This is a genomic window from Bradyrhizobium genosp. SA-3, from assembly GCF_004212635.1.
Taxonomy (GTDB): Bacteria; Pseudomonadota; Alphaproteobacteria; order Rhizobiales; family Xanthobacteraceae; genus Bradyrhizobium.
The window spans coordinates 49159-70919 of record NZ_PSRT01000029.1 but is presented as its reverse complement, the minus strand read 5'-3'; the positions used below and the strand labels follow the sequence as shown (position 1 = coordinate 70919).

Sequence of the window (21761 nt, the reverse complement as noted above, 5' to 3'; positions counted from 1 at the left end):
TCCGCCACCGCCCCGCCCGGCAGCGCCTCCGCCACACCCCGCGGCTCCGCCGCCGGCGGCAAAGAAGTGCCCGCCGAACCAGCCGAAGTGCTAAGGCACGGCCCGATCTCTCTAAAAGGGCCTCTGGCGGGCGAAACCCGCCCCCCGAAAGGCCCTTATTTCCTTGCTTCTGGCCGAAATGGCGCTATATAGCGCGCCATCTCACACGGAAACATGGCTCACAAGGCCGTCCGGTGGCAACCGGGGCGAGAACGCTCCGTTTTGCTCACACGTTTCCGGAGGAACCAACCGGAGAATTAGAACGATGGCGCTACCTGATTTCACCATGCGTCAGCTGCTCGAAGCTGGCGTGCACTTTGGTCACCAGTCTCACCGCTGGAATCCGAAAATGGCACCGTTCATTTTCGGCACCCGCAACAACATCCACATCGTCGACCTCGCCCAGACCGTGCCGATGCTGCACCAGGCCCTCCAGGCCGTCAGCGACACGGTTGCCAAGGGCGGCCGCATCCTGTTCGTCGGCACCAAGCGCCAGGCGCAGGACGGCGTTGCCGATGCGGCCAAGCGCTGCGCGCAGTATTTCGTCAATTCGCGCTGGCTCGGCGGCACGCTGACCAACTGGAAGACGATCTCGGCCTCGATCAAGCGCCTGCGTCACCTCGACGACGTGCTGTCGGGCGGCGAAGCCAATTCCTACACGAAGAAGGAGCGCCTGACGCTGCAGCGCGAGCGCGACAAGCTCGATCGTTCGCTCGGTGGCATCAAGGACATGGGCGGTTTGCCCGACCTGATCTTCGTGATCGACACCAACAAGGAAGACATCGCGATCCAGGAAGCCCAGCGGCTCAACATCCCGGTCGCGGCGATCGTCGACACCAATTCGGACCCCAAGGGCATCACCTATGTGGTGCCGGGCAATGACGACGCCGGCCGCGCCATTTCGCTGTACTGCGATCTCATTGCGCGTGCGGCGATCGACGGCATTTCGCGCGCCCAGGGCGATTCGGGCGTCGATGTCGGCGCCTCGGCCCAGCCGCTCGCCGAAGAGCTGCCGGCGCCCTCGTCGAGCGGTTTCCAGGGCCTTGCAGGTCCCCGCGGCACCGCGGACGACCTCAAGAAGCTCCCGGGCGTGTCGGGTGCGATCGAGAAGAAGTTCAACGATCTCGGCATCTTCCACTACTGGCAGCTCGCCGAGCTCGACCACGACACCGCGCACACGATCGGCGAAGAAGTCGGTCTGCCGAGCCGCGCGGATGCCTGGGTGGCCAAGGCCAAGGCGCTGACCGCGGAAGCGGAATAGTCAAAAAGAGCGATGGGTTGGCCGGATAGGATCCGGCCACCATTTCAGTTGACGCGAATTCCTGAGATGGACCGCGGCGGGGCGCTTCGATGCCGCGCCGCGGCAAACCGGCAGGCACAAAGGATTTTCAACGATGGCAACGATCACAGCTGCGATGGTCAAGGACCTGCGCGAGTCGACCGGCGCGGGCATGATGGACTGCAAGGCCGCGCTGACCGAAAACGACGGCAACATGGAAGCGGCGCAGGACTGGCTGCGCAAGAAGGGCCTGTCGAAGGCCGCCAAGAAGTCGGGCCGCGTCGCGGCCGAGGGCCTGATTGGCGCGCTCACCAAGGGCACCAAGGGCGTCGTGGTCGAGGTCAACTCCGAGACCGATTTCGTGGCGCGCAACGGCCAGTTCCAGGGTCTGGTCAAGATGATCGCTCAGGTCGCGTTCGACGTCGGCGCCGATGTCGAGAAGATCAAGGCCGCCAAGGTCGGCGATGTCACGATCGAGACCGCGATCAATGACGCGATCGCCACAATCGGCGAGAACATGACGCTCCGCCGCGGCGCCCAGCTCGAAGTCAGCCAGGGCGTGGTGTCGAGCTACGTCCACGGTGCCGTCGTCGACGGCGCCGGCAAGATGGGCGTGATCGTGGCGCTGGAATCGCCGGGCAAGGCCGACGAGCTCGCAACGCTCGGTCGCCAGATCGCGATGCATGTCGCCGCCGCCAACCCGCTGGCGCTCGACCCGTCCGGCCTCGATCCGGCGGTCGTCAAGCGCGAGAAGGACGTGCTCGCCGACAAATATCGCCAGCAGGGCAAGCCCGAGAACGTGATCGAGAAGATCGTCGAGTCCGGCCTCAAGACCTACTACAAGGAAGTCTGCCTGCTCGAGCAGGCCTTCATCCACGACACCGGCAAGTCGGTGGCGCAGGCTGTGAAGGAAGCCGAGGGCAAGGTCGGCGGGCCTGTGAAGATCGCGGGCTTTGTGCGCTATGCTCTCGGTGAGGGAATCGAGAAGCAGGAAAGCGACTTCGCAGCCGAGGTCGCGGCGGCCAGCGGCAAGAAGTAAGCGCCGGAACACCTCCTTCCGGCGTGCCGCCGGAAGCGGCGCCCGGACAAGGAAAGTGCTCATGACTGATCCGGTCTATCGTCGCGTCGTGATCAAGCTGTCCGGCGAATATCTCGCGGGACAGCAGGGGTTTGGTATCGACCAGCCGACTGTGGACCGGGTTGCGGACGATCTGATCGCCGCCCGCAAGCTCGGCACCGAGGTGGCGGTCGTGATCGGCGGCGGCAACATCGTGCGCGGCGTCGAGGTCTCCTCCCGCGGCGTATCGCGCCCGACCGGCGACACCATGGGCATGCTCGCCACCATGATGAACTGCCTCGCGCTGGAAGCGGCGATCGAGCGCAAGGGCTCGCCCGCGCGCACGCTGTCGGCCTTCGTCATGCCGGAGATTTCCGAGCTGTTCACCCGCACCGCGGCGCACAAATACCTCGCCGAGGGCCGGATCGTGCTGCTCGGCGGCGGAACCGGCAATCCGTTCTTCACCACCGACACGACCGCGGTGCTGCGCGCCGCCGAGATCGGCGCCCAGGCGGTGCTGAAGGCGACCAATGTCGACGGCGTCTACTCGGCCGACCCGAAGAAGGATCCGACCGCCACGCGGTTCGACCGGCTGACGCATTCGCAGGCCATCGAGGGCGACTACAAGGTGATGGATGCCACCGCCTTCGCGCTTGCCCGCGAGACGTCGCTGCCTATCATTGTATTCTCGATCGCGCAGTCGGGTTCGATCGGTGCGATTCTGCGTGGTGCCGGCCACGGAACCATTGTCGCCGGCTGACGGCTCGTCGTCGCGCCCCGAGAGAAGGGCGCGGAGCGGTCGCCGGGATTTTGAAGGAGAAACGTGATGGCCACGGGTAGTTTCGACCTCAACGAAGTGAAGCGCCGCATGCAGGGCGCCGTCCAGTCCCTCAAGCACGAGCTTGGCGGCCTGCGGACGGGGCGCGCCTCCGCCTCGATGCTCGATCCGGTGCAGGTCGACGCTTATGGCACTCACATGCCACTCAATCAGCTCGCCACCGTCAGCGTGCCGGAGCCGCGCCTGATCTCGGTGCAGGTCTGGGACAAGTCGATGGTCAAGGCCGTGGAGAAGGCGATCGTCGATTCCAACCTCGGCCTGTCGCCCGCGACCGAAGGCCAGGTGCTGCGCCTGCGTATTCCCGAGCTCAACGAGGAGCGCCGCAAGGAGCTGGTGAAGGTCGCGCACAAATACGCGGAGGCCGCCAAGGTCGCTGCGCGCCATGTCCGTCGCGACGGTCTCGACGTGCTCAAGAAGCTCGAGAAGAATCACGAGATGTCGGAGGACGACCAGAAGCGTCACGCCGACGAGGTGCAGAAGGCGACCGACGGCACGATCACCGAGATCGACCAGCTGCTGGCCGCCAAGGAAAAAGAAATCCTCACCGTTTAAGGCATCGCCTTCATGTCCAACGCCGCCGCGCCCGCAACGGAAGGACCCGACCGGTCCGACGCGCCTGCGCATGTCGCCATCATCATGGATGGCAACGGGCGCTGGGCGGCTGCGCGCGGCTTGCCGCGTGCGGAAGGGCATCGCCGCGGCGTGGACGCGTTGCGCCGCGTGGTGCGCGCCTCGCACGAGCTCGGCATTCGCTATCTCACCATCTTCTCGTTCTCCTCGGAGAACTGGTCACGCCCGGCGAGCGAGATCGGCGATCTCTTCGGCCTGCTGCGGCGCTTCATCCGCAACGATCTGGCGAGCCTGCATCGCGACGGCGTCAAGGTCCGCATCATCGGCGAGCGCGAAGGGCTCGAGAGCGACATCTGCGCGCTCCTCAACGAGGCGGAGGAACTGACGCGCGACAACACGCGCCTCACGCTCGTCGTCGCCTTCAACTACGGCTCGCGGCAAGAGATCGCGAAGGCCGCGCAGAAACTCGCGCGCGAAGTCGCAGAGGGCAGGCGGGATCCCGCCACGATCGACGCCGAGACGCTTGGCGCGCATCTCGATGCGCCCGACATTCCCGATCCCGATCTCATCATCCGCACCAGCGGCGAGCAGCGCCTGTCCAACTTTCTGATGTGGCAGGCCGCCTATAGCGAGCTCGTCTTCGTGCCGATCCACTGGCCCGATTTCGACAAGGCGGCGCTTGAAAGCGCGATCGCCGAATTTGCCAGGCGCGAGCGCCGTTTCGGCGGCCTGGTCGCGAAAACCGCCTCGTGAGCGAACCCGACGCCGCACCGGCGGGCTCTGCGCCTGCCCCGAGAAATCTCGTGCTGCGGATCCTCGCCGCGCTCGTGCTGGCGCCGCTCGCCATTGCGCTCGCCTACGCCGGCGGCTGGTTGTGGGCACTTCTTGTCACCCTGGTATCGATCGGACTGTTCGCGGAATGGCTCATGGTGGTGGGCGCGGGCTCGGTCGCGCTGACCGGGACGGGGACCATCGTCATCGCGATCATGGGATTCTGCGTTGCCTTCGGCGCGCTCAAGACCGCCGTCATTGCCGGCTTCATCGGCGGCGCGATCGTGACGCTGATCGCGCGGGGCAAGTTCGTCTGGGCAGCTGCCGGGTTCGCCTATGCATCGGCGGCGCTGCTGGCCTCGATCCTGGTGCGGCAGGATCTCGTGAACGGCTTCGCCGCTCTGATGTTCGTGCTGCTCGTGGTGTGGGCGACCGATATCGGCGGCTATTTCGCCGGCCGCAGCATCGGTGGACCGAAGCTGTGGCCGCGCGTGAGCCCGAAGAAGACCTGGGCGGGCGCTCTCGGCGGCTTTGTCGCGAGCCTCTTGGTTGCGGTAGGCTTCGCGGCTTGCGGGCTCGGAAAGATGGCACCATTGCTGCTCGTCAGCGCCATCCTGTCGGTGGTATCGGCGTTGGGCGATCTGTTCGAATCGGCGGTGAAGCGGCGCTTCGGCGTCAAGGATTCCAGTCACTTAATTCCGGGCCATGGCGGACTTATGGACCGCCTGGACGGGTTTGTCGCCGCCATCCTGGCGGCATGGATTATCGGCTTTCTCCGCCATGGTGTGCATAGCGCCGGAAGCGGTCTTGTGGTTTGGTGAGGATATGAGCGCAGTCCCATTGCGTAATAACAGGCTTGCTGCGTCTGCCGTCCGCAGCGTCACGGTTCTCGGCGCCACTGGGTCGATCGGCGACAGCACGATGGATTTGCTGCGCGCCGCGCCCGAGCGCTACCGTGTCGAGGCGCTGACGGCGAACGGCAATGTCGAAGCGCTGGCCAAGCTCGCGAAGGAATTCTCCGCGCGCTACGTCGCGATCGCCGACACCTCCAAGCTCGCCGAGCTCAAGGCCGCGTTGGCCGGGACCAGCACCGAATGCGGCGCCGGCGAAAGCGCGGTGATCGAGGCCGGTGCGCGTCCGGCCGATTGGGTGATGGCGGCCGTGAGCGGCGCCGCCGGACTGAAGCCGGCCCTGGCCGCGGTTGATCGCGGCGCGCATGTCGCGCTCGCCAACAAGGAATGCCTGGTGTGCGCCGGCGATTTCTTCATGCAGCGCGCGGCAAAGGCCGGCGCCTGCATCCTGCCGGCCGATTCCGAGCACAACGCTTTGTTCCAGGCGCTGAGCTCAGGCAATCGCGACGAACTCGTCCGCGTCATCATCACCGCCTCGGGCGGCCCGTTCCGGACCTGGAAGCCTGCCGACATCGAGCAGGCCACGCTCGAGCAGGCCCTGAAGCATCCCAATTGGAGCATGGGCCAGAAGATCACGATCGATTCCGCCTCGATGATGAACAAGGGGCTCGAGGTGATCGAGGCGTCCTATCTGTTCGCGCTCGCGCCCGACGAGATCGACGTCCTCGTTCATCCGCAGTCGATCATCCACGGCATGGTCGAATTTTCCGATTGCTCCGTCGTGGCCCAGCTCGGCGCGCCCGATATGAGGACGCCGATCGCGCATTGCCTGGGCTGGCCCGACCGCATCAAGGGGCCGGCGGCCAAGCTCGACCTGGCCAAGATCGGCCAGCTGACCTTCGAGGCGCCGGATTTCGAGCGGTTCCCGGGCCTGCGCCTAGCCTACGATTCGCTCCGGACCGGGAAGGGAGCGACCACCGTCTACAACGCTGCCAACGAGGTCGCGGTCGCCGCCTTCATCGCCGGCAAGATCCGGTTTGGTGCGATCGCGCGGCTGGTGGAGGCGACGCTGGACGACTGGGTCCGCAGCGGGAACCAGGCTCCGATGACCTCGGCCGATGATGCAATCTCCGTTGACCATGTTGCGCGAAATAGAGCTGCCGCCCTATTGCCTCAAATTGCCTTAAAGGCATCCTAGATGGTTCGGGGCCAGGGCCTTGCGGCGCTGGATGAGGGAATTCGATGATCGACTTTTTTGTCCATAGTTTCAATATGTTGAGCCATGGGCTCCTCGGTTACGCGATCCCCTTCCTGTTCGTCTTGACCATCGTCGTGTTCTTCCACGAGCTCGGCCATTTCCTGGTCGCGCGCTGGGCGGGCGTTCGCGTTTTGACCTTTTCACTCGGTTTCGGGCCTGAGCTGGTCGGTTTCAACGACCGTTACGGAACCCGCTGGAAGATCTCCGCGATTCCGCTTGGCGGCTACGTCAAGTTTTTTGGCGACGAGAGCGAGGCCTCGACCCCGTCGGCCCAGACGCTCGCGGCCATGACGGCCGAGGAGCGCGCAGGCAGCTTCCACCACAAGAAGGTCGGCCCGCGCGCCGCCATCGTCGCTGCCGGACCGATCGCCAATTTCATCCTCGGCGCGCTGATCTTCGCCACCATGGCGCTGTACTACGGCAAGCCGAGCACGATCGCGCGCGTCGATGGCGTCGTTGCCGACGGCGCTGCGGCGGCGGGCGGCTTCAAGGTCGGGGACGTCGTCGTCCAGATCGACGGCAAGCCGATCGAGAGCTTTGCCGACATGCAGCGAATCGTTGCGATGAGCGCGGGTTCAGCGCTTGCGTTCCAGGTGAAGCGGGACGGCGCGATCGTGTCGCTGACCGCGACCCCGGCGCTGCTCGAGCGCAAGGATCCCTTCGGCAACCGCCATCGCGTCGGCGTGCTCGGTGTCGAGCACAAGTCGCAGGCCGGTGAGGCCTCGACCGCTCCGGTGGGCGTCGGCGAAGCGCTCAAGATCGGCGTCGAGCAGGTCTGGTTCATCATCACCAGCACCTTCAAGTTCCTGGGCTCGTTGTTCGTCGGAAACGGCAATCCCAACGAGGTCAGCGGCGTTCTGGGAATAGCGAAGATGTCGGGGCAGGCGGCCAGCGCCGGATTCCAGTTCGTGATCAATTTGTGCGCGGTGCTGTCGGTGTCGATCGGTCTGTTGAACTTGTTCCCGATCCCGCTGCTCGATGGCGGTCACCTTATGTTCTACGCGGCGGAAGTGGTCCGCGGCCGGCCTCTGTCCGAACGGACTCAGGAGATGGGGTTCCGAATCGGGCTCGGTTTGGTGCTGATGTTGATGGTGTTTGCGACCTACAACGACATCCTTCGGATGGCGGCTTCCTGATAGGGGCTTTTTTGTGGCGTTGCTGTTGAGCAACGTCTTGGAATGAAATTGAAATTGCGGCGCGTTCGGCCGTTTGCGGCGTCGGTGAAATTGGCTACAAGCGGCCTGAACTTGGGGAATCTTCCAGATCGGCGTTGGGGTTGGGTCTGGTACGGAATGATAAGGGCGCGTTGCGCGATGAAGTTTGGACTGCGACTCCGGGGGGGCTTGCTCGCAACCCTGATCATGTTCGGCGCGCCGGTGGTTGCCCCGGTTGGGGCTGTTTTCGTGTCTTCGTCTGCGCTCGCTCAGACCGTGCAGTCGATTTCCGTCCAGGGAAATCGCCGTGTCGAGGTGGAGACGATCCGCTCCTATTTCAAGCCGGGTCCGGGCGGTCGCCTGGATCAAGGCGCCATCGACGACGGCCTCAAGGCCTTGATCGAGACCGGCCTGTTCCAGGACGTCAGGATCAATCGCGGCCCCGGCGGCCAGATCATCGTCTCCGTGGTGGAAAACCCGGTGATCGGGCGCATCGCCTTCGAGGGCAACAAAAAGATCAAGGACGAGCAGCTCACCGCTGAAGTCCAGTCCAAGGCACGGGGCACCTTCTCCCGCGCCATGGTGCAGTCCGACACCTTGCGAATCGCCGAGATCTATCGCCGGTCCGGCCGCTATGACGTGCGCGTCACGCCTGAAATCATCGAGCAACCGAACAATCGCGTCGACCTGATCTTCACGATCGAGGAGGGCGCCAAGACCGGCGTCAAGTCGATCGAGTTCGTCGGCAACAATGCATTCTCGTCCTATCGCCTGCGCGACGTCATCAAGACGCGCGAATCGAACCTGCTGAGCTTCCTCGCCAGCGGCGACATCTACGATCCCGATCGTGTCGAGGCCGACCGCGACCTGATCCGCCGCTTCTATCTCAAGCACGGCTTCGCCGACGTCCAAGTCGTGGCCGCGCTCACCGAATACGATCCGGAGAAGAAGGGCTTCAACGTCACCTTCAAGATCGAGGAAGGCGCGCAATACCGCGTCGGCGCGGTCGATTTCCGCTCCAGCATTCCGAACTTCGACCCCACGTCGCTGCGCGGGTACTCGCGCGTCAATGTCGGCTCGCTCTACAACGTCGAATCGGTCGAGAAGTCAGTCGAGGAGATGCAGATCGAGGCTTCGCGCCGCGGTTATGCCTTCGCGGTGGTCCGTCCCGGTGGCGATCGCAATTTCGAGGCCCATACCGTCTCCGTCGTGTTCAACGTCGACGAGGGCCCGCGCACCTATATCGAGCGCATCAACCTGCGCGGCAACACCCGCACGCGCGACTACGTGATCCGCCGCGAGTTCGACATCTCGGAAGGCGATGCCTACAACCGCGCGCTGGTCGATCGCGCCGAGCGGCGGCTGAAGAACCTCGACTACTTCAAGAGCGTGAAGATCACGACCGAGCCCGGCTCGTCGAGCGACCGCGTGATCCTGATCGTCGACATGGAAGAGAAATCGACCGGCGACTTCTCGATCTCGGGCGGCTATTCCACGACTGACGGCGCGCTGGCCGAAGTCTCGATCTCCGAGCGCAATCTGCTCGGCCGCGGCCTGTTCGCCAAGGCGTCGGTGACCTATGGCCAGTATGCGCGCGGTTACTCGCTGTCGTTCGTCGAGCCCTATCTGCTGGACTACCGCGTCGCGCTCGGCCTCGACCTCTATCAGCGCCAGCAGCTGGCCAACAGCTACATCTCTTACGGCACCAAGACGCTCGGCTTCTCGCCGCGCCTCGGCTTCTCCTTGCGTGAAGACCTGGCGCTTCAGCTGCGCTACTCGATCTACCAGCAGGAAATCACGCTGCCGAGCTACCTGGCGAACTGTAACAACAACATCGGGGACCCCAACTACAATCCGAGCCCGGCCTTCATTGCCGCCGGCAATCCGGCCAGCCCCTCGAACACCTCGTCGCTTGGTTGCTACAGCGATGGCGAAGCCTCGCTGCCGGTGCGTAAGGAGCTCGCCAACGGCAAGACCCTGACCTCGGCGCTCGGCTACACGCTGACCTACAACACGCTGGACAACAACAAGAACCCCACCGATGGTCTGCTCATCGACTTCCGGCAGGATTTCGCCGGCGTCGGCGGCGACGTCAGCTATCTGAAGACCGTTGCGGACGGAAAGTATTACGCTCCGCTGGTGTCTGACATCGTCGGCATCGTCCGTCTCCAGGGCGGTATTCTGACCAAGGTCAACGATGATCTGCGGATGCTCGACCACTTCCAGATGGGCCCGAACCTCGTCCGCGGCTTCGCACCGAACGGCATCGGCCCGCGCGACCTTAATCCCTTTGGTACGCAGGACGCGCTCGGCGGCACCAAGTATTGGGGCGCTTCGCTCGAATTGCAGATGCCGTTCTGGTTCTTGCCCAAGGAAGTGGGTTTGAAGGGCGCGGTCTATGCCGATGCCGGCGGCCTGTATGACTACAAGGGACCGACGAGCTGGACGGGTGTCGGTGGCACGAATGAGGTCAATCTGCCGGGCTGTATCCCGTCGACCATCAATCCGACGAGCACCGGAACCTGTACCGGCCTCGTTTATGACGACAGCAAGGTGGTCCGCACGTCGGTCGGTGTCGGCCTGATCTGGCAGTCGCCGTTCGGCCCGCTGCGCTTCGACTACGCCGTGCCGCTCACCAAGGGCAAGTACGACCGCACGCAGGAGTTCCGGTTCGGCGGCGGCACCACGTTCTAATTCGATCAGCACGGCACGATCCGGATCACTGGAGCCGGTTTCCGAAAGGGATCGTGCCAATCCTGGAGATGAGGCATGATGCGGGCTGACCGCTTCATGCCGAAGCCGGACCGCGACGGGGTGGAATGGCGCAGCCGACCTTCTTCACAAAACCGACTGCCTCGGCGTTGGCTGAAATTGCCACGCTGACCAAGGCGCAGCTGGTCGACCCCGAAAGGGGCGGCCGGATCATCACGGGTCTTGCTTCGCTCGACGAAGCCGGCCCGATGCATCTGGCGTTCTTCGACAACCTGAAATATGCTGATCAGCTCAAGGCGACCCGGGCCGGAGCCTGCCTCGTGAGCCCGCGCTTCGAGGCCGAGGTGCCCGCGCACGTGGCGGTGCTGCGGGTGGCGCAGCCGTTCCGTGCCTTCGTCAGGATCGCGCGGGAATGGCACGGAGACGCGCTCAGGCCGCAATCCTGGGTCGGCAATGACGGCATCGCATCTTCCGCCATCATCGATCCCACGGCCCGGTTGGAGGACGGCGTCATCGTCGATCCTCTGGCCGTGATCGGCCCGGACGCCGAGATCGGCAGCGGCACCGTGATCGGCGTCGGCGCGGTGATCGGCCCCGGCGTCAAGATCGGCCGGGACTGCAATGTCGGGGCCCGCACGGCCATCCAGTGCGCCCTGATCGGCAACAACGTGCTGATCCATCCGGGCTGCTCGATCGGCCAGGACGGTTACGGCTTCATCTTCTTCGGCCCTGAGGGCCACCTGAAGGTGCCGCAGACTGGGCGGGTGCTGATCCAGAATGACGTCGAGGTCGGCGCCAACACCACGATCGACCGCGGGTCCTTGCGCGACACCGTGATCGGCGAGGGGACCAAAATCGACAATCAGGTCCAGATCGGCCACAATGTGACGATCGGGCGGCACTGCCTGCTGGCGGCCCAGATCGGCCTCGCCGGCAGCCTGACGATCGGCGACAACGTGGCGCTGGGAGCGAAGGTTGGCATCAACAACCACCTCAAGATCGGCGACGGAGCTCAGGTGACCGCCATGAGTGCCGTCAAGGACGACATCCCGCCTGGCGGACGCTGGGGCGGGCATTTCGCCAAGCCGACCAAACAGTGGTTCAAGGAGATCATCGCGGTGGAGCGCCTGGTGCGCGACAGCAAGGCCGATGCGAAGGACGAGGGACGGGAATGACGGTGGAATCACCTGTTAAGTTCGAACTGGTGGATATCAACGCGATCCTCCAGACCCTGCCGCACCGCTTTCCGATGCTCCTGATCGACCGCGTGATCAACATCCGCGCCGATTACAGCGGCATCGGCATCAAGAATGTCACCTTCAACGAGCCGGCCTTCCAGGGGCACTTCCCCGAGCGCCCGGTCTATCCCGGCGTCATGATGATCGAGGCGATGGCGCAGACCGCGGGCGTGATTGGCATCAAGTCGGTCGAGGGCACCGAGAAGCCGCGGGCGGTCTATTTCCTGACCATCGACAAGTGCAAGTTCCGCAAGCCCGTGCTGCCCGGCGATACCATCGAGTATCACATGCGCTCGCTCGGCCGCCGCAAGGCCATGTGGTGGTTTCACGGCGATGCCAAGGTCAACGGGCAGATCGTTGCGGAAGCCGACGTCGGCGCCATGCTGACGGACTGAGCGGGATCACCCCCTCTGGGCCGGCTCGCGCGTCCGGCACGCATAGCGCCCGGTGGTCGCCTCGCGCTTGATATTTTGGTTGAAGAACCGCCCCATGGAGGGCGCGCCGAGGAGACGTTCGACCGTCTCGGCCGTCAGGCCGCAATAGCGCTCATAGACGCCGTTGTTCGCGACAATCAGATCCTGCTGCTTGCGATCGTAACAGACCCGCTGAAGCACCGTGCTGCGGGTGATGTCCCGGCATTCAAATGTCCCGAGATCGACGAGGCGGCGTTCGCCGGTCTCGACCGTCTCGGACACGATCGGAGCCGTCGCGAGCTGGGCGAGCAGAAGTGCCAGGGTCCTGACCACGATAACCTCAAGCTTCACATGAACCTGTTGATGGGCCGGGAAGGCCGCCTCATCCGGCACATGAAACAGGCCGAGATGATACGTCACTGGACAGATCGGGCATAGTCGCGCTAACCAGCCGAAAACCAAGTGACTTCAATACATAACCAGACCTTCTTGACGAGTAAGATTGGCTTGATGAGCAAGATTGATCCCACCGCACGGGTCGCGGACGGCGCCGTGATCGGCGAGGGCACCGAGATCGGACCCTATTGCATCATCGGCCAGAACGTCGTGATCGGCGCGAACTGCAAGCTGATCGGACATGTGCATATCACGGCGCAGACCACGATCGGTGACGGTTGCACCATTTACCCGTTCGCCTCGCTCGGCACGCCGCCGCAATCGCTCAGCTATCGTGGCGAGCTAACTCAGCTCAAGATCGGCTCGGGCTGCACCATCCGCGAATCCGTGACCATGAATGCTGGCACCGTCGCAGGCGGCGGCGTCACCACGGTTGGGGACCGCGGGTATTTCATGAACTGCAGCCATGTCGGCCACGACTGCCATGTCGGCAATGACGTGATCTTCGCGACGTCGGCAACGCTCGGCGGCCACTGCGAGATCGGCGACTTTGTCTTCATCGGCGGCCTGTCCGCAGTGCACCAGTTCACCCGCATCGGCCCGCAGGTCATGGTCGGCGGCGTGTGCGGCGTTCGCGACGACATCATCCCGTTCGGCCTCGTCAACGGCCAATATGCAGTGCTGGAAGGCCTCAATCTGATCGGCATGAAGCGGCGCAAGTTCACCAAGCAGCGGCTTGCGACCGTGCGTGGGTTCTACCAAAAACTCTTCCATGGTCCCGGCACTTTCGCCGAGCGGCTGGTGGCGGTGCGGCCGCTCGCGGGCGAAGACCCTGCGATCGCCGAAATCCTCGACTTCATCGGCAAGGGCAAGCGTCCGCTCTGTCTTCCCGCCATCGCGAAGTAATCTTGGGATGGCCGCGGGCATGACATCGGCGGCTTCAGAGGTTTCATCGCCGATCGGCGTGGTTGCTGGCGGCGGCGCGATGCCGTTTGCGGTCGCCGAGTCGCTCGCCGCGCGCGGCATCACGCCGGTGCTGTTTCCGCTGCGCGGGGCCTGCGATCCGGCGCGGGTGGAGAAATTCCGCCACCGCTGGATCTCGGTCGGCCAGCTCGGCCGCGCGATGCGGCTGTTTCGCGAAGAAGGCTGCCGCGACCTGATCTTCATCGGCACATTGGTGCGGCCGTCGCTCTCGGAGATCCGGTTCGACGTCAAGACGCTGCGCCTGCTCGGCAACGTCATTCGCGCCTTCCGCGGCGGCGACGATCATCTGCTGTCCGGTGTCGGCCGTATCCTCGAGCAGGACGGCTTTCGCATGGTCGGCATCAAGGATGTCGCGCCCGATCTGCTGATGCCCGAGGGCTGCATCAGCCGCGCCTGGCCGAGCGACACTGGCAAGACCGACATCGAGCGCGGCCGGGCGGTGTTGACCGCGCTCGGTCCGTTCGACATCGGTCAGGCCGCGGTGGTGATCGACGGCCATGTCGTGGCGGTCGAGGACATCGAGGGCACTGACGCGCTGCTCGCCCGCGTCGCGCGGCTGCGTGAGGAGGGCCGCATCCGCGCGGCCATGGGCCGTGGTGTGCTGGTGAAGGCGCCGAAGAGCGGCCAGGATCTGCGCTTCGACCTGCCGACGATCGGCCCGCGCACCATCGAAGGCGTCGCCAAGGCCGGCCTTGCCGGCATCGCCGTCATCGCCGGCAATACGATTGCGGCCGAGCCGCAGGCGATGATCGCGCTCGCCGACGCAAAATATCTCTTCGTCATCGGCCTGCCGGCGTGATGCAGGGCCGCGATCCCAAGCGCAAGATCTTCCTGATCGCCACGGAGGAATCCGGCGACCGGCTCGGCAGTGCCTTGATGAAGGTGCTGCGCCAGCGCCTCGGTGACGGTGTGCAGTTCGAAGGCGTCGGCGGCCGCAGCATGGCGCGCGAGGGGCTCGAGACCCTGTTTCCGATCGAGGAGCTCTCCATCGTCGGCTTCGCCGCCGTCATTCAGCAATTGCCGAAAATCCTGCGGCTGATCCGTAAGACGGCCGAGGCCGTGACCGAGGCTGCGCCTGACGCGCTCGTCATCATCGACAGCCCCGATTTCACCCATCGCGTCGCCCGCCGCGTGCGTTCGCGCAGTCCGGCGATTCCGATCGTCGATTACGTCTCGCCGCAGCTGTGGGCGTGGCGGCCGGGACGGGCGCGGACCATGCTCGGCTATGTCGACCATGTGCTCGGCCTCTTGCCGTTCGAGCCGGAGGAATACCGCAAGCTCGGCGGGCCGCCATGCAGCTATGTCGGCCATCCCCTGGTCGAGCAATTGGGCTCGCTGCGGCCGAACGCGGAGGAACAGAAGCGCCGCAACAGTGAGCCGCCGGTGCTCCTGGTGCTGCCCGGCAGCCGTCGCAGCGAGATCCGGCATCACCTCGAGGTGTTTGGCGCGACGCTCGGCCGGTTGCAGGCGGAGGGGCGCGTGTTCGAACTGATGCTGCCGACCATGCCGCATCTCGAAGCGACCATCCGCGAGGGCATCGCGAATTGGCCGGTCAAGCCGCAAATCGTGATCGGCGAGAACGAGAAGCGCGCCGCCTTCCGCATTGCCCACGCGGCGCTGGCGAAGTCCGGCACGGTGACGCTGGAGCTCGCGCTGTCGGGCATTCCGATGGTGACGGCCTATCGCGTCGGCGCCATCGAGGCCTTCATCCTGCGCCGCGCGATCCGCGTCTCCTCGGTGATCCTCGCCAATCTCGTGATCGGCAAGGACGTCATTCCGGAATTCTTGCAGGAGGACTGCACGCCCGAGAAGCTGGCACCGGCGCTCGCCGCCCTGCTGACGGATTCGCCGCTGCGCCGGGAGCAGGTCGAAGCCTTCGCCCGGCTCGATCAGATCATGTCGACCGGCAACAAATCGCCGAGCGTGCTCGCCGCCGACATCGTGCTCGCGACGATGCGCAAGGGCAGGCGAGCGAGCTAGCCGAGACCGCCGTCGACCCGAAAACACTGGCTGGTGATGCGCTGGCTCTCGTCGGAGGCGAGGAACAGCGCCATGTTGGCGATGTCGTCGGGCGTCACCGCATCGGGAAGGGCCTGACGCGCGCGCATCTCGGCGATGGCCTGCTCGTCCGGATACCACAGCCGGCGCTGGCGCTCGGTGATCACCATGCCCGGTGCAATCGCGTTGACGCGAATGCGGTCGGGGCCGACCGACCGGGCCAGCGAGTTGGTGAAGCCGACGATCGCCGCTTTCGCGGCGGCATAGACCGGCAGCGCCGGGGCGCCGCGGATCCAGGCGATCGACGACATGTTGATGATCGAGCCGCCGCCGCGCGCCTGCATCTGCGGCACCACCGCCTGCGCCGCGAAGAAGACGTGCTTGAGATTGACGCCGATCATCCAGTCGAACTCGGCCGGCGTCACCTCGGAAAGAACCTGGCGTTGATCGTTGGCGGCGTTGTTGACGAGAACGGCGGCATCGCCGAGCGAACGGTGGACCTCCGCCATCGCGGTGCGCAAGGCGTCGATGTCCAGGAGATCGCAGGGCACGAACAGCGGTGCGGTCCGGCCCGCGGCCGCCACCTGCCGCGCCAGCGCTTCACCCGCATTCGTGTCGATGTCGAGGAAGGCGACGCGGGCGCCCTGGGACGCGAAAGCCCGTACGAAGGCGGCGCCGATGCTGCTGGCGCCGCCGGTGATCAACACCACGCGGCCCGCAAGGCCTGAATAGGTCGTCTTCGTCATGCGATCAGTCGCTCCGTCTCGGGGTCGAACAGGCAAATGCGCCGCGTGTCGAGCGCGAAAGAGGCGGACGCGCCGAGCGTGGGGCGGATATCGGGCGAGATTCGCGCCATCGCGGGCTCGCCCCCAAGCCGCAGCAACACCATCGTCTCGGCACCGGTTGGCTCGACCATTTCCACCGGTGCGTTGACGAGGACAGGCGCATCGCCGGAAAACGCGCGGCTTCCTTCGGCAATGCATTCCGGCCTGATCCCGAACACCACCTCGCGACCGACGAAGGATGCTGCGGCCTCATATCCCCTCAGGCGCAGGCGAACCTCGTCCGGCCGCCCCGCACCGATCACGACCACCGGCCCGTCATTCCCGGTCTCGAGCCGCGCCGGCACGGTGTTCATCGGCGGCGAGCCCATGAAACGCGCGACGAACAGATTGGCGGGGTAGCGGTACACGGTATCGGGGTCGGCGAATTGCTGCACGCTGCCCTGATGCATCACTGCGATCCGCGTCGCCATCGTCATCGCCTCAATCTGGTCGTGGGTGACATAGACGATGGTGGCGCCGATACGCTGGTGCAGCCGCTTGATCTCCATCCGCATCTCGACGCGCAGCTTGGCGTCGAGATTGGACAGCGGCTCGTCGAACAGGAAGAGCAGGGGATTGCGCACCAACGCGCGGCCCATCGCCACGCGCTGGCGCTGGCCGCCGGACAATTGTGATGGCTTGCGGCCGAGCAGCGGCTCGATCTGGAGCAGCTTCGCCACGTTCGCGACCGCCTTCTCCTGCTCGGCCTTAGGCACATGGCGGCATTCCATGCCGAAGGTGATGTTCTGGCGCACCGTCATCGAGGGATAGAGCGCGTAGGACTGGAACACCATGGCGATGTCGCGGTCCTTGGGCGGGATGTCGTTGACGACGCGTCCGCCAATCTCGATCGTCCCCGCGCTCGGTCGGTCGAGCCCGGCGACGATGTTGAGCAGCGTGGACTTGCCGCAGCCGGACGGCCCGACCAACACGGTGAATTCGCCGCTCTCGATGTCGAGATCGATGCCCTTCAGCACCTCCAGATTGGCGTAGCGCTTGGAGAGCGTGCGAATGCTCAATGCTGCCATGACAAATCCATCATTTCACTGCGCCGGCCGTCAGGCCGCGTACGAAGTACCTGCCGCCGAGGAGATAGATCAACAATGTGGGCAGCGCTGCGATGATCACCGCTGCGCTCTGCACGCCATGCTGCGGGATATCCGCAACTGCAGCAGATAGCGCGATGAGAGCAGCCGTGACGGGCTGCTGTTGGCCGCTCGTGAACGTCACGCCGTAGAGGAACTCGTTCCAGATGTGCGTGAACTGCCAGATCACGGTGACGATCAGGATGGGAGGCGAGAGCGGCAGAATGATGCGCCAGAAAATACGAAAGAATCCGGCGCCATCGATGCGCGCGGCCCTGATCAATTCGTGGGGAATGGCCACATAGTAGTTTCGGCAGAACAGCGTCGTGAAGGAGAGTCCCTGGATGGTGTGAATCAGCACGAGGCCCGCCAGCGTGTTGATGAGACCGATGTCTCGCAGCACGATGGTCCAGGGAAGCAGACGCATCTGCTGCGGAAGGAAGAGGCCAAGGGTCACGATGCCGTAGACCCAGCTGTCGCCGCGAAAACGCCAGAGCGACACGGCATAACCGGCGATCGCACCGAGCATGGTCGAGAAAATCGTCGCAGGAATCGTGACGAGCGCGGAGTTCAGCATGTACGGCCGGATGCCGGCGCAGGTCTCGGCGACGCAGAAGCCGCTCCAGGCTACGGCGTAATTGCTCCAGGCCCATTGCTGCGGCCAGCCGATCATCGAGGCCTGCGCGATCTCCTCGTTGGTGCGGAGCGAGTTCAGGACGACAACAGCCAATGGCGCGAGCCATGCTGCAGCGATCAGCGAAACACTGAGATAGATCAAAATCCGGCTTGGTGCGAAGGTTCGGTCACGCATGGGTCGCCCGCCGCCGCTGGACATAATGCCACCCTGCATACGGCAGCAGCACCGCGAGAAGAATGAGCAACATGAGCACCGCCGCCGCCGCGCCCCGGCCGAGCAGGCTGCGCTGGAACATCAGGTCGTAGACGACGAGTGCCGGCAGCTGGGTCGCGATTCCCGGCCCCCCGTTGGTGAGCGCGCGGACGAGGTCGAAAGCCGAAATCGCGAACTGCAACTGGATCACGACGACGGTGATGGTGATCGGCCAAAGCGTCGGCAGAAGGACGCGCCGGTACATTCGGACCGGTCCTGCGCCGTCGATCTGCGCAGCCTTGATGAGGTCGGCATCGACCGAGCGAAGGCCGGCAAGGAAGAGCGCCATGGCGAAGCCCGAGGATTGCCAGATGGCAGCGATAACAATGGTCCAGATGGCCATGTCGCGGTCGATCAGCCAGTCGAACTTGAAGGAGGTCCAGCCGAGGTCATGGACCAGCTTCTGGATCCCAAGGCCAGGATTGAGCAGCCAACTCCAGACCGTGCCGGTGACCACGAACGACACCGCGAGGGGGTAGAGGAAGATGGATCGGAGCAGGTTCTCGCCGCGAATGCGCTGATCCAGCAGGATCGCAAGGATGAGGCCGGTCGCCGCGCTCAGCAGCACGAAAGCGCTGCCAAACAGCAGTAAATTGTCGAAGGCGATCTGCCAGTTCCGCGATGCCGCGACCGCCGTGTAGTTGCGCAACCCCACCCAGCCCGACACCGGAACCAGAGTGGATGGCGTGAATGATATCCAGATCGTCCACAGCGAGAACGACACGAGGTGCACGGCGGACAGCAGTAGCGGCACCCAGATCATCAGATATTCGGGCAGCCGGCGCACCACATCAGAAATCGCCGGCCGGCCCGGTCTTGTCGCGACGGCTTGGGTCAACGTGCGCTCTCGATGGCATCGGCAAGGCGGGTGACCGCTTGCTCCGGCTTGATCGTCTTGTTCTTCACGTATTCCGTGATCACGTCGATCATCGCCGCGGTCATTCCGTTTTCCTGGGCCATATTGTGCGCAAGGCTCAGAACCGCCTGATTGCTGGCAATAGCGTCTTTCAAAGCTGCTGCGGTCCGCCGTTGGCCGTCCGACCAGCCTTCACCGGAAAGATCGACATCGGTGCGCACGGGTATCGATCCGGTAATCTGCGAATACATCGTCTGGATCGCCGGATCCATGACGAGCTGAGCCATCAACGTCTGACCGGCCTGGAGGTCGGGCTCCTTGCGCTGCCAGAAGATGAACGCATCGGCGTTCAACAGGAACACCGGCTTGCCATTGTCGCTGGGGCCCGGCGCAATCATGAAGTCGTCGAACTTGAAACCGGCATTGCGTAATACGCCCTGCGCCCATCCGCCCATGATCATCATGCCCATGTCGCCGTCGACGAAGCGCTTCAGGTTCGTCGAAAAGTGTTGGGCGCCGACGTTGGGGTCCATCCAGTCGGCGATCTTGCGCACCTGTGCGAACGCGGCCTTGATCTCGGGACCCTCCAGAGCCTTCTTGTCCAGAGTCATAACGGCTGCGCGGTATGCGGTGGGACTGATGCCCGCCAGAGAAGCCTCGAATTTTTGTCCGTCGTCCGGGCGGGTACCACCGTTGGCGATGGGATAGGTGACCCCGCCCGCTTTCATCTTTTCAGCAAGCTCATTGAAGTCTGCCCAGGTGACGGGGATCTTGTCGGCCTTGGCCTTGTCCATCGCGCGTTTGGACAGGAACAGCATGTTGGTGCTGTAGATCTGCAGCGGCAGCGCGATCCATTTGCCCGCCGGCTTATGCAATCGTGCAAGGTCTGGAGCGACGACCTTTTCGTAAGCAGCGGCAGCGACGACGGCGTCAAGATCGACGGTCGGGGCAATCTTCGACCAGGCTGCAATCTCGGGACCTTTAAGTTGCGAGCAGGCCGGTGGATCTCCGGCCATGATCTGAGCACGCAGCTTGTTCATCATCTCGGTGGTGAAGCCGGGGACGGGCGAGTGCTGCCAAACGCCGCCTTTCTCCTCGAATTTCTTCCCGAGCGCCGTGATCGCCGCCCCATCGCTGCCTGCGGACCATTGCGAGATCGCGGTCAGGCGCGGCTTGACCGCGCCCTGGGCGCGGGCAAATGCCGGCAGCGCGAGTGCGGCAGCAGATCCAGCGAGCAGACGGCGCCTTGTTGTTGTGATCGGCATGGCAGTTCCTCCCGTGTTGAGTGCTTTGCGCGTTGAGGCCGCACGGCTCAGGGCATGTCAGGCGGCCTCCGTCGATGTGGCGGGCATGCCGCCGCGGCTGGCCAGGCAGAAGGCGGCGAAGGCCAGGGCCGCTTGCGGATCGTTGCCGGTCGAGGGTGGCACGAAGGCGATGGATACTTGCGCCAATGTCCGGCCGCCCAGCAGGCAGGCGTCGATCCCCTCGACCACGGCGTTGCGATCGTCATCGGAGAGCAGCGATGGCCAGCCGCTGATGGCGACGCCACCGCATGGCTTCACGTTCAGCGTGTTGCCGATCGCAAGGCCAAGCCGGAACAGCCGCCGCCGCAACTCCTGGCGCACGCGCGTCGAGAGCGGGATCGTGTGCACCCATTCGCTGCCGAGCTGGAGCAATTCGGCGTCGGAGACGCCGAGGAGCTCGGCCAAAGCGGGAAGCGAGGTATAGGCCTCGACGCAGCCGTGATGGCCGCAGCGGCAGCGCGGTCCCTCCGGACCAAATACCATGTGGCCCAGTTCGACCGGCTGGAGCGCATCGGCTTCAGACGGGTCATCCATCCAGGCGCCGGCAACGCCATGGCTGACAAAGACGAACAGATGCGTGCCGCTGAATGGATAGTTCTGCGTGCGGCAGCGGTGAAAAGTGGCGTGCGCCACCACCGAATTGGTGAATTCCAACGGCACGTCGGCAAACATCTCGCCGATCATGCCGCTGATGCGCCCGACGTCGCAGGGGATGATCGGATTGCCGGATATGGTCAACCGACCGAGGCCCGGAATGGAGACGCCGATCTGTGAGAGCGTGATGTGGCGGCGGCGCGTCCAGTCGCGCAGCAATGTCATCGCTTCGCGGAACACGCGGCCGACCGTCTCGACGGTTGGCGCCTTGGGCAATGGCAGACGCTCGGTGTAGTGCAGCTCGCCCGAGAGACCGCCGACGCCGACGCTGAGCCATTGAGCGGTCAGCTCGAGGGCTGCGAGCGCCACGGAGCCGTCGAGCGTCACGAGACCCGTCGGGCCGCCGACGTAAGGGGCAGGGCGTCGCACTTCCTCGATCAGGCCCTCGGTCTTCAGGTCAAACAGGATGCGCGACAGGCTTGCCTCGGACAGGCGCACCGCCTTCGCCAGTGGCGGCCGAAACGAGCCGCCCGACTGGAGCAAATGAGTCAAAATGGCAGCGCGCGTCTGCCGCCGACTTCTCGGCTGCTCCGGCATTTCCATCCCTGTCGTCATTCTTACTTAGTGTAAGAATTTGCGCGCGGAGCGTTT

At 64.6% G+C, this 21761-nt stretch carries 21 protein-coding genes; 14 read left to right on the top strand and 7 right to left on the bottom strand.

What is annotated here, in order from left to right:
• Positions 1 to 304: 304 nt before the first annotated feature.
• The 11 genes from CWO91_RS12645 (at position 305) to fabZ (ending at position 12162) form a co-directional block, all read left to right on the top strand.
• Complete coding sequence (locus tag CWO91_RS12645) at positions 305 to 1300, top strand: 30S ribosomal protein S2 (RefSeq protein ID WP_130213745.1); 996 nt, start codon at positions 305 to 307, stop codon at positions 1298 to 1300.
• A gap of 133 nt (positions 1301 to 1433) precedes the next feature.
• Positions 1434 to 2357, top strand: a complete 924-nt coding sequence (tsf, locus tag CWO91_RS12640) for a translation elongation factor Ts (protein ID WP_130213744.1) — start codon at positions 1434 to 1436, stop codon at positions 2355 to 2357.
• 61 nt (positions 2358 to 2418) lie between these two features.
• On the top strand, positions 2419 to 3135 hold the full coding sequence (pyrH, locus tag CWO91_RS12635; protein WP_130213743.1) for a UMP kinase: 717 nt from the start codon (positions 2419 to 2421) through the stop codon (positions 3133 to 3135).
• A 66-nt stretch (positions 3136 to 3201) separates the two neighbouring features.
• Positions 3202 to 3765 (top strand): ribosome recycling factor, encoded by a 564-nt coding sequence (frr, locus tag CWO91_RS12630; RefSeq protein ID WP_091885834.1) that lies wholly within the window; start codon positions 3202 to 3204, stop codon positions 3763 to 3765.
• Between the two features lie 12 nt (positions 3766 to 3777).
• Entirely contained in the window at positions 3778 to 4536 is a 759-nt protein-coding gene (locus tag CWO91_RS12625) for an isoprenyl transferase (RefSeq protein WP_091885831.1), read from the top strand.
• On the top strand, positions 4533 to 5375 hold the full coding sequence (locus CWO91_RS12620) for a phosphatidate cytidylyltransferase (RefSeq protein ID WP_130213742.1): 843 nt from the start codon (positions 4533 to 4535) through the stop codon (positions 5373 to 5375). The genes CWO91_RS12625 and CWO91_RS12620 overlap by 4 nt, the downstream gene beginning before the upstream one ends.
• A gap of 4 nt (positions 5376 to 5379) precedes the next feature.
• Positions 5380 to 6603, top strand: coding sequence for a 1-deoxy-D-xylulose-5-phosphate reductoisomerase (dxr, locus tag CWO91_RS12615; RefSeq protein ID WP_130213741.1), 1224 nt, complete (start codon positions 5380 to 5382; stop codon positions 6601 to 6603).
• A 44-nt stretch (positions 6604 to 6647) separates the two neighbouring features.
• Positions 6648 to 7799 (top strand): RIP metalloprotease RseP, encoded by a 1152-nt coding sequence (rseP, locus tag CWO91_RS12610; protein ID WP_130213740.1) that lies wholly within the window; start codon positions 6648 to 6650, stop codon positions 7797 to 7799.
• Positions 7800 to 7976: 177 nt separating this feature from the next.
• Positions 7977 to 10511, top strand: a complete 2535-nt coding sequence (gene bamA / locus CWO91_RS12605; RefSeq protein ID WP_130213739.1) for an outer membrane protein assembly factor BamA — start codon at positions 7977 to 7979, stop codon at positions 10509 to 10511.
• 125 nt (positions 10512 to 10636) lie between these two features.
• Positions 10637 to 11704, top strand: coding sequence for a UDP-3-O-(3-hydroxymyristoyl)glucosamine N-acyltransferase (lpxD, locus tag CWO91_RS12600; protein ID WP_130213738.1), 1068 nt, complete (start codon positions 10637 to 10639; stop codon positions 11702 to 11704).
• Positions 11701 to 12162: a 3-hydroxyacyl-ACP dehydratase FabZ gene (fabZ, locus tag CWO91_RS12595; RefSeq protein WP_091885814.1), complete on the top strand. Its 462-nt coding sequence runs from the start codon at positions 11701 to 11703 to the stop codon at positions 12160 to 12162. The genes lpxD and fabZ overlap by 4 nt, the downstream gene beginning before the upstream one ends.
• Positions 12163 to 12168: 6 nt before the next feature.
• Here fabZ and CWO91_RS12590 read toward each other — a convergent pair whose 3' ends face one another.
• Positions 12169 to 12513, bottom strand: a complete 345-nt coding sequence (locus CWO91_RS12590; protein ID WP_130213746.1) for a KTSC domain-containing protein — start codon at positions 12511 to 12513, stop codon at positions 12169 to 12171.
• Between the two features lie 177 nt (positions 12514 to 12690).
• On the opposite strand from CWO91_RS12590, the gene lpxA reads away from it, so the two are divergent.
• From lpxA to lpxB, 3 genes are read left to right on the top strand one after another with little or no spacing between them, the layout of a single operon-like run.
• Entirely contained in the window at positions 12691 to 13482 is a 792-nt protein-coding gene (gene lpxA, locus CWO91_RS12585; protein WP_130213737.1) for an acyl-ACP--UDP-N-acetylglucosamine O-acyltransferase, read from the top strand.
• A 19-nt stretch (positions 13483 to 13501) separates the two neighbouring features.
• A complete protein-coding gene (locus CWO91_RS12580) occupies positions 13502 to 14359 on the top strand; it encodes an LpxI family protein (RefSeq protein WP_165405394.1) in 858 nt (285 codons plus the stop codon).
• Positions 14356 to 15540: a lipid-A-disaccharide synthase gene (gene lpxB / locus CWO91_RS12575; protein WP_130213735.1), complete on the top strand. Its 1185-nt coding sequence runs from the start codon at positions 14356 to 14358 to the stop codon at positions 15538 to 15540. Before CWO91_RS12580 ends, lpxB begins: the two co-directional genes overlap by 4 nt.
• On the opposite strand, the gene CWO91_RS12570 is transcribed toward lpxB, so the two are convergent.
• The 6 genes from CWO91_RS12570 to CWO91_RS12545 are packed head-to-tail and all read right to left on the bottom strand — an operon-like array spanning position 15537 to position 21713.
• Positions 15537 to 16304, bottom strand: coding sequence for an SDR family NAD(P)-dependent oxidoreductase (locus tag CWO91_RS12570; RefSeq protein WP_130213734.1), 768 nt, complete (start codon positions 16302 to 16304; stop codon positions 15537 to 15539). The genes lpxB and CWO91_RS12570 overlap by 4 nt on opposite strands.
• Positions 16301 to 17410, bottom strand: a complete 1110-nt coding sequence (locus tag CWO91_RS12565) for an ABC transporter ATP-binding protein (RefSeq protein ID WP_130213733.1) — start codon at positions 17408 to 17410, stop codon at positions 16301 to 16303. The genes CWO91_RS12570 and CWO91_RS12565 overlap by 4 nt, the downstream gene beginning before the upstream one ends.
• Positions 17411 to 17420: 10 nt before the next feature.
• Positions 17421 to 18278, bottom strand: a complete 858-nt coding sequence (locus CWO91_RS12560; protein ID WP_165405393.1) for a carbohydrate ABC transporter permease — start codon at positions 18276 to 18278, stop codon at positions 17421 to 17423.
• The gene (locus CWO91_RS12555) at positions 18271 to 19194 is read right to left on the bottom strand and encodes a carbohydrate ABC transporter permease (RefSeq protein WP_165405392.1); all 924 of its coding nucleotides are present in this window, start codon (positions 19192 to 19194) and stop codon (positions 18271 to 18273) included. The genes CWO91_RS12560 and CWO91_RS12555 overlap by 8 nt, the downstream gene beginning before the upstream one ends.
• A complete protein-coding gene (locus CWO91_RS12550) occupies positions 19191 to 20477 on the bottom strand; it encodes an ABC transporter substrate-binding protein (protein ID WP_130213730.1) in 1287 nt (428 codons plus the stop codon). Before CWO91_RS12550 ends, CWO91_RS12555 begins: the two co-directional genes overlap by 4 nt.
• 57 nt (positions 20478 to 20534) lie before the next feature.
• A complete protein-coding gene (locus tag CWO91_RS12545; RefSeq protein ID WP_208753016.1) occupies positions 20535 to 21713 on the bottom strand; it encodes an ROK family transcriptional regulator in 1179 nt (392 codons plus the stop codon).
• Positions 21714 to 21761 lie beyond the last annotated feature (48 nt).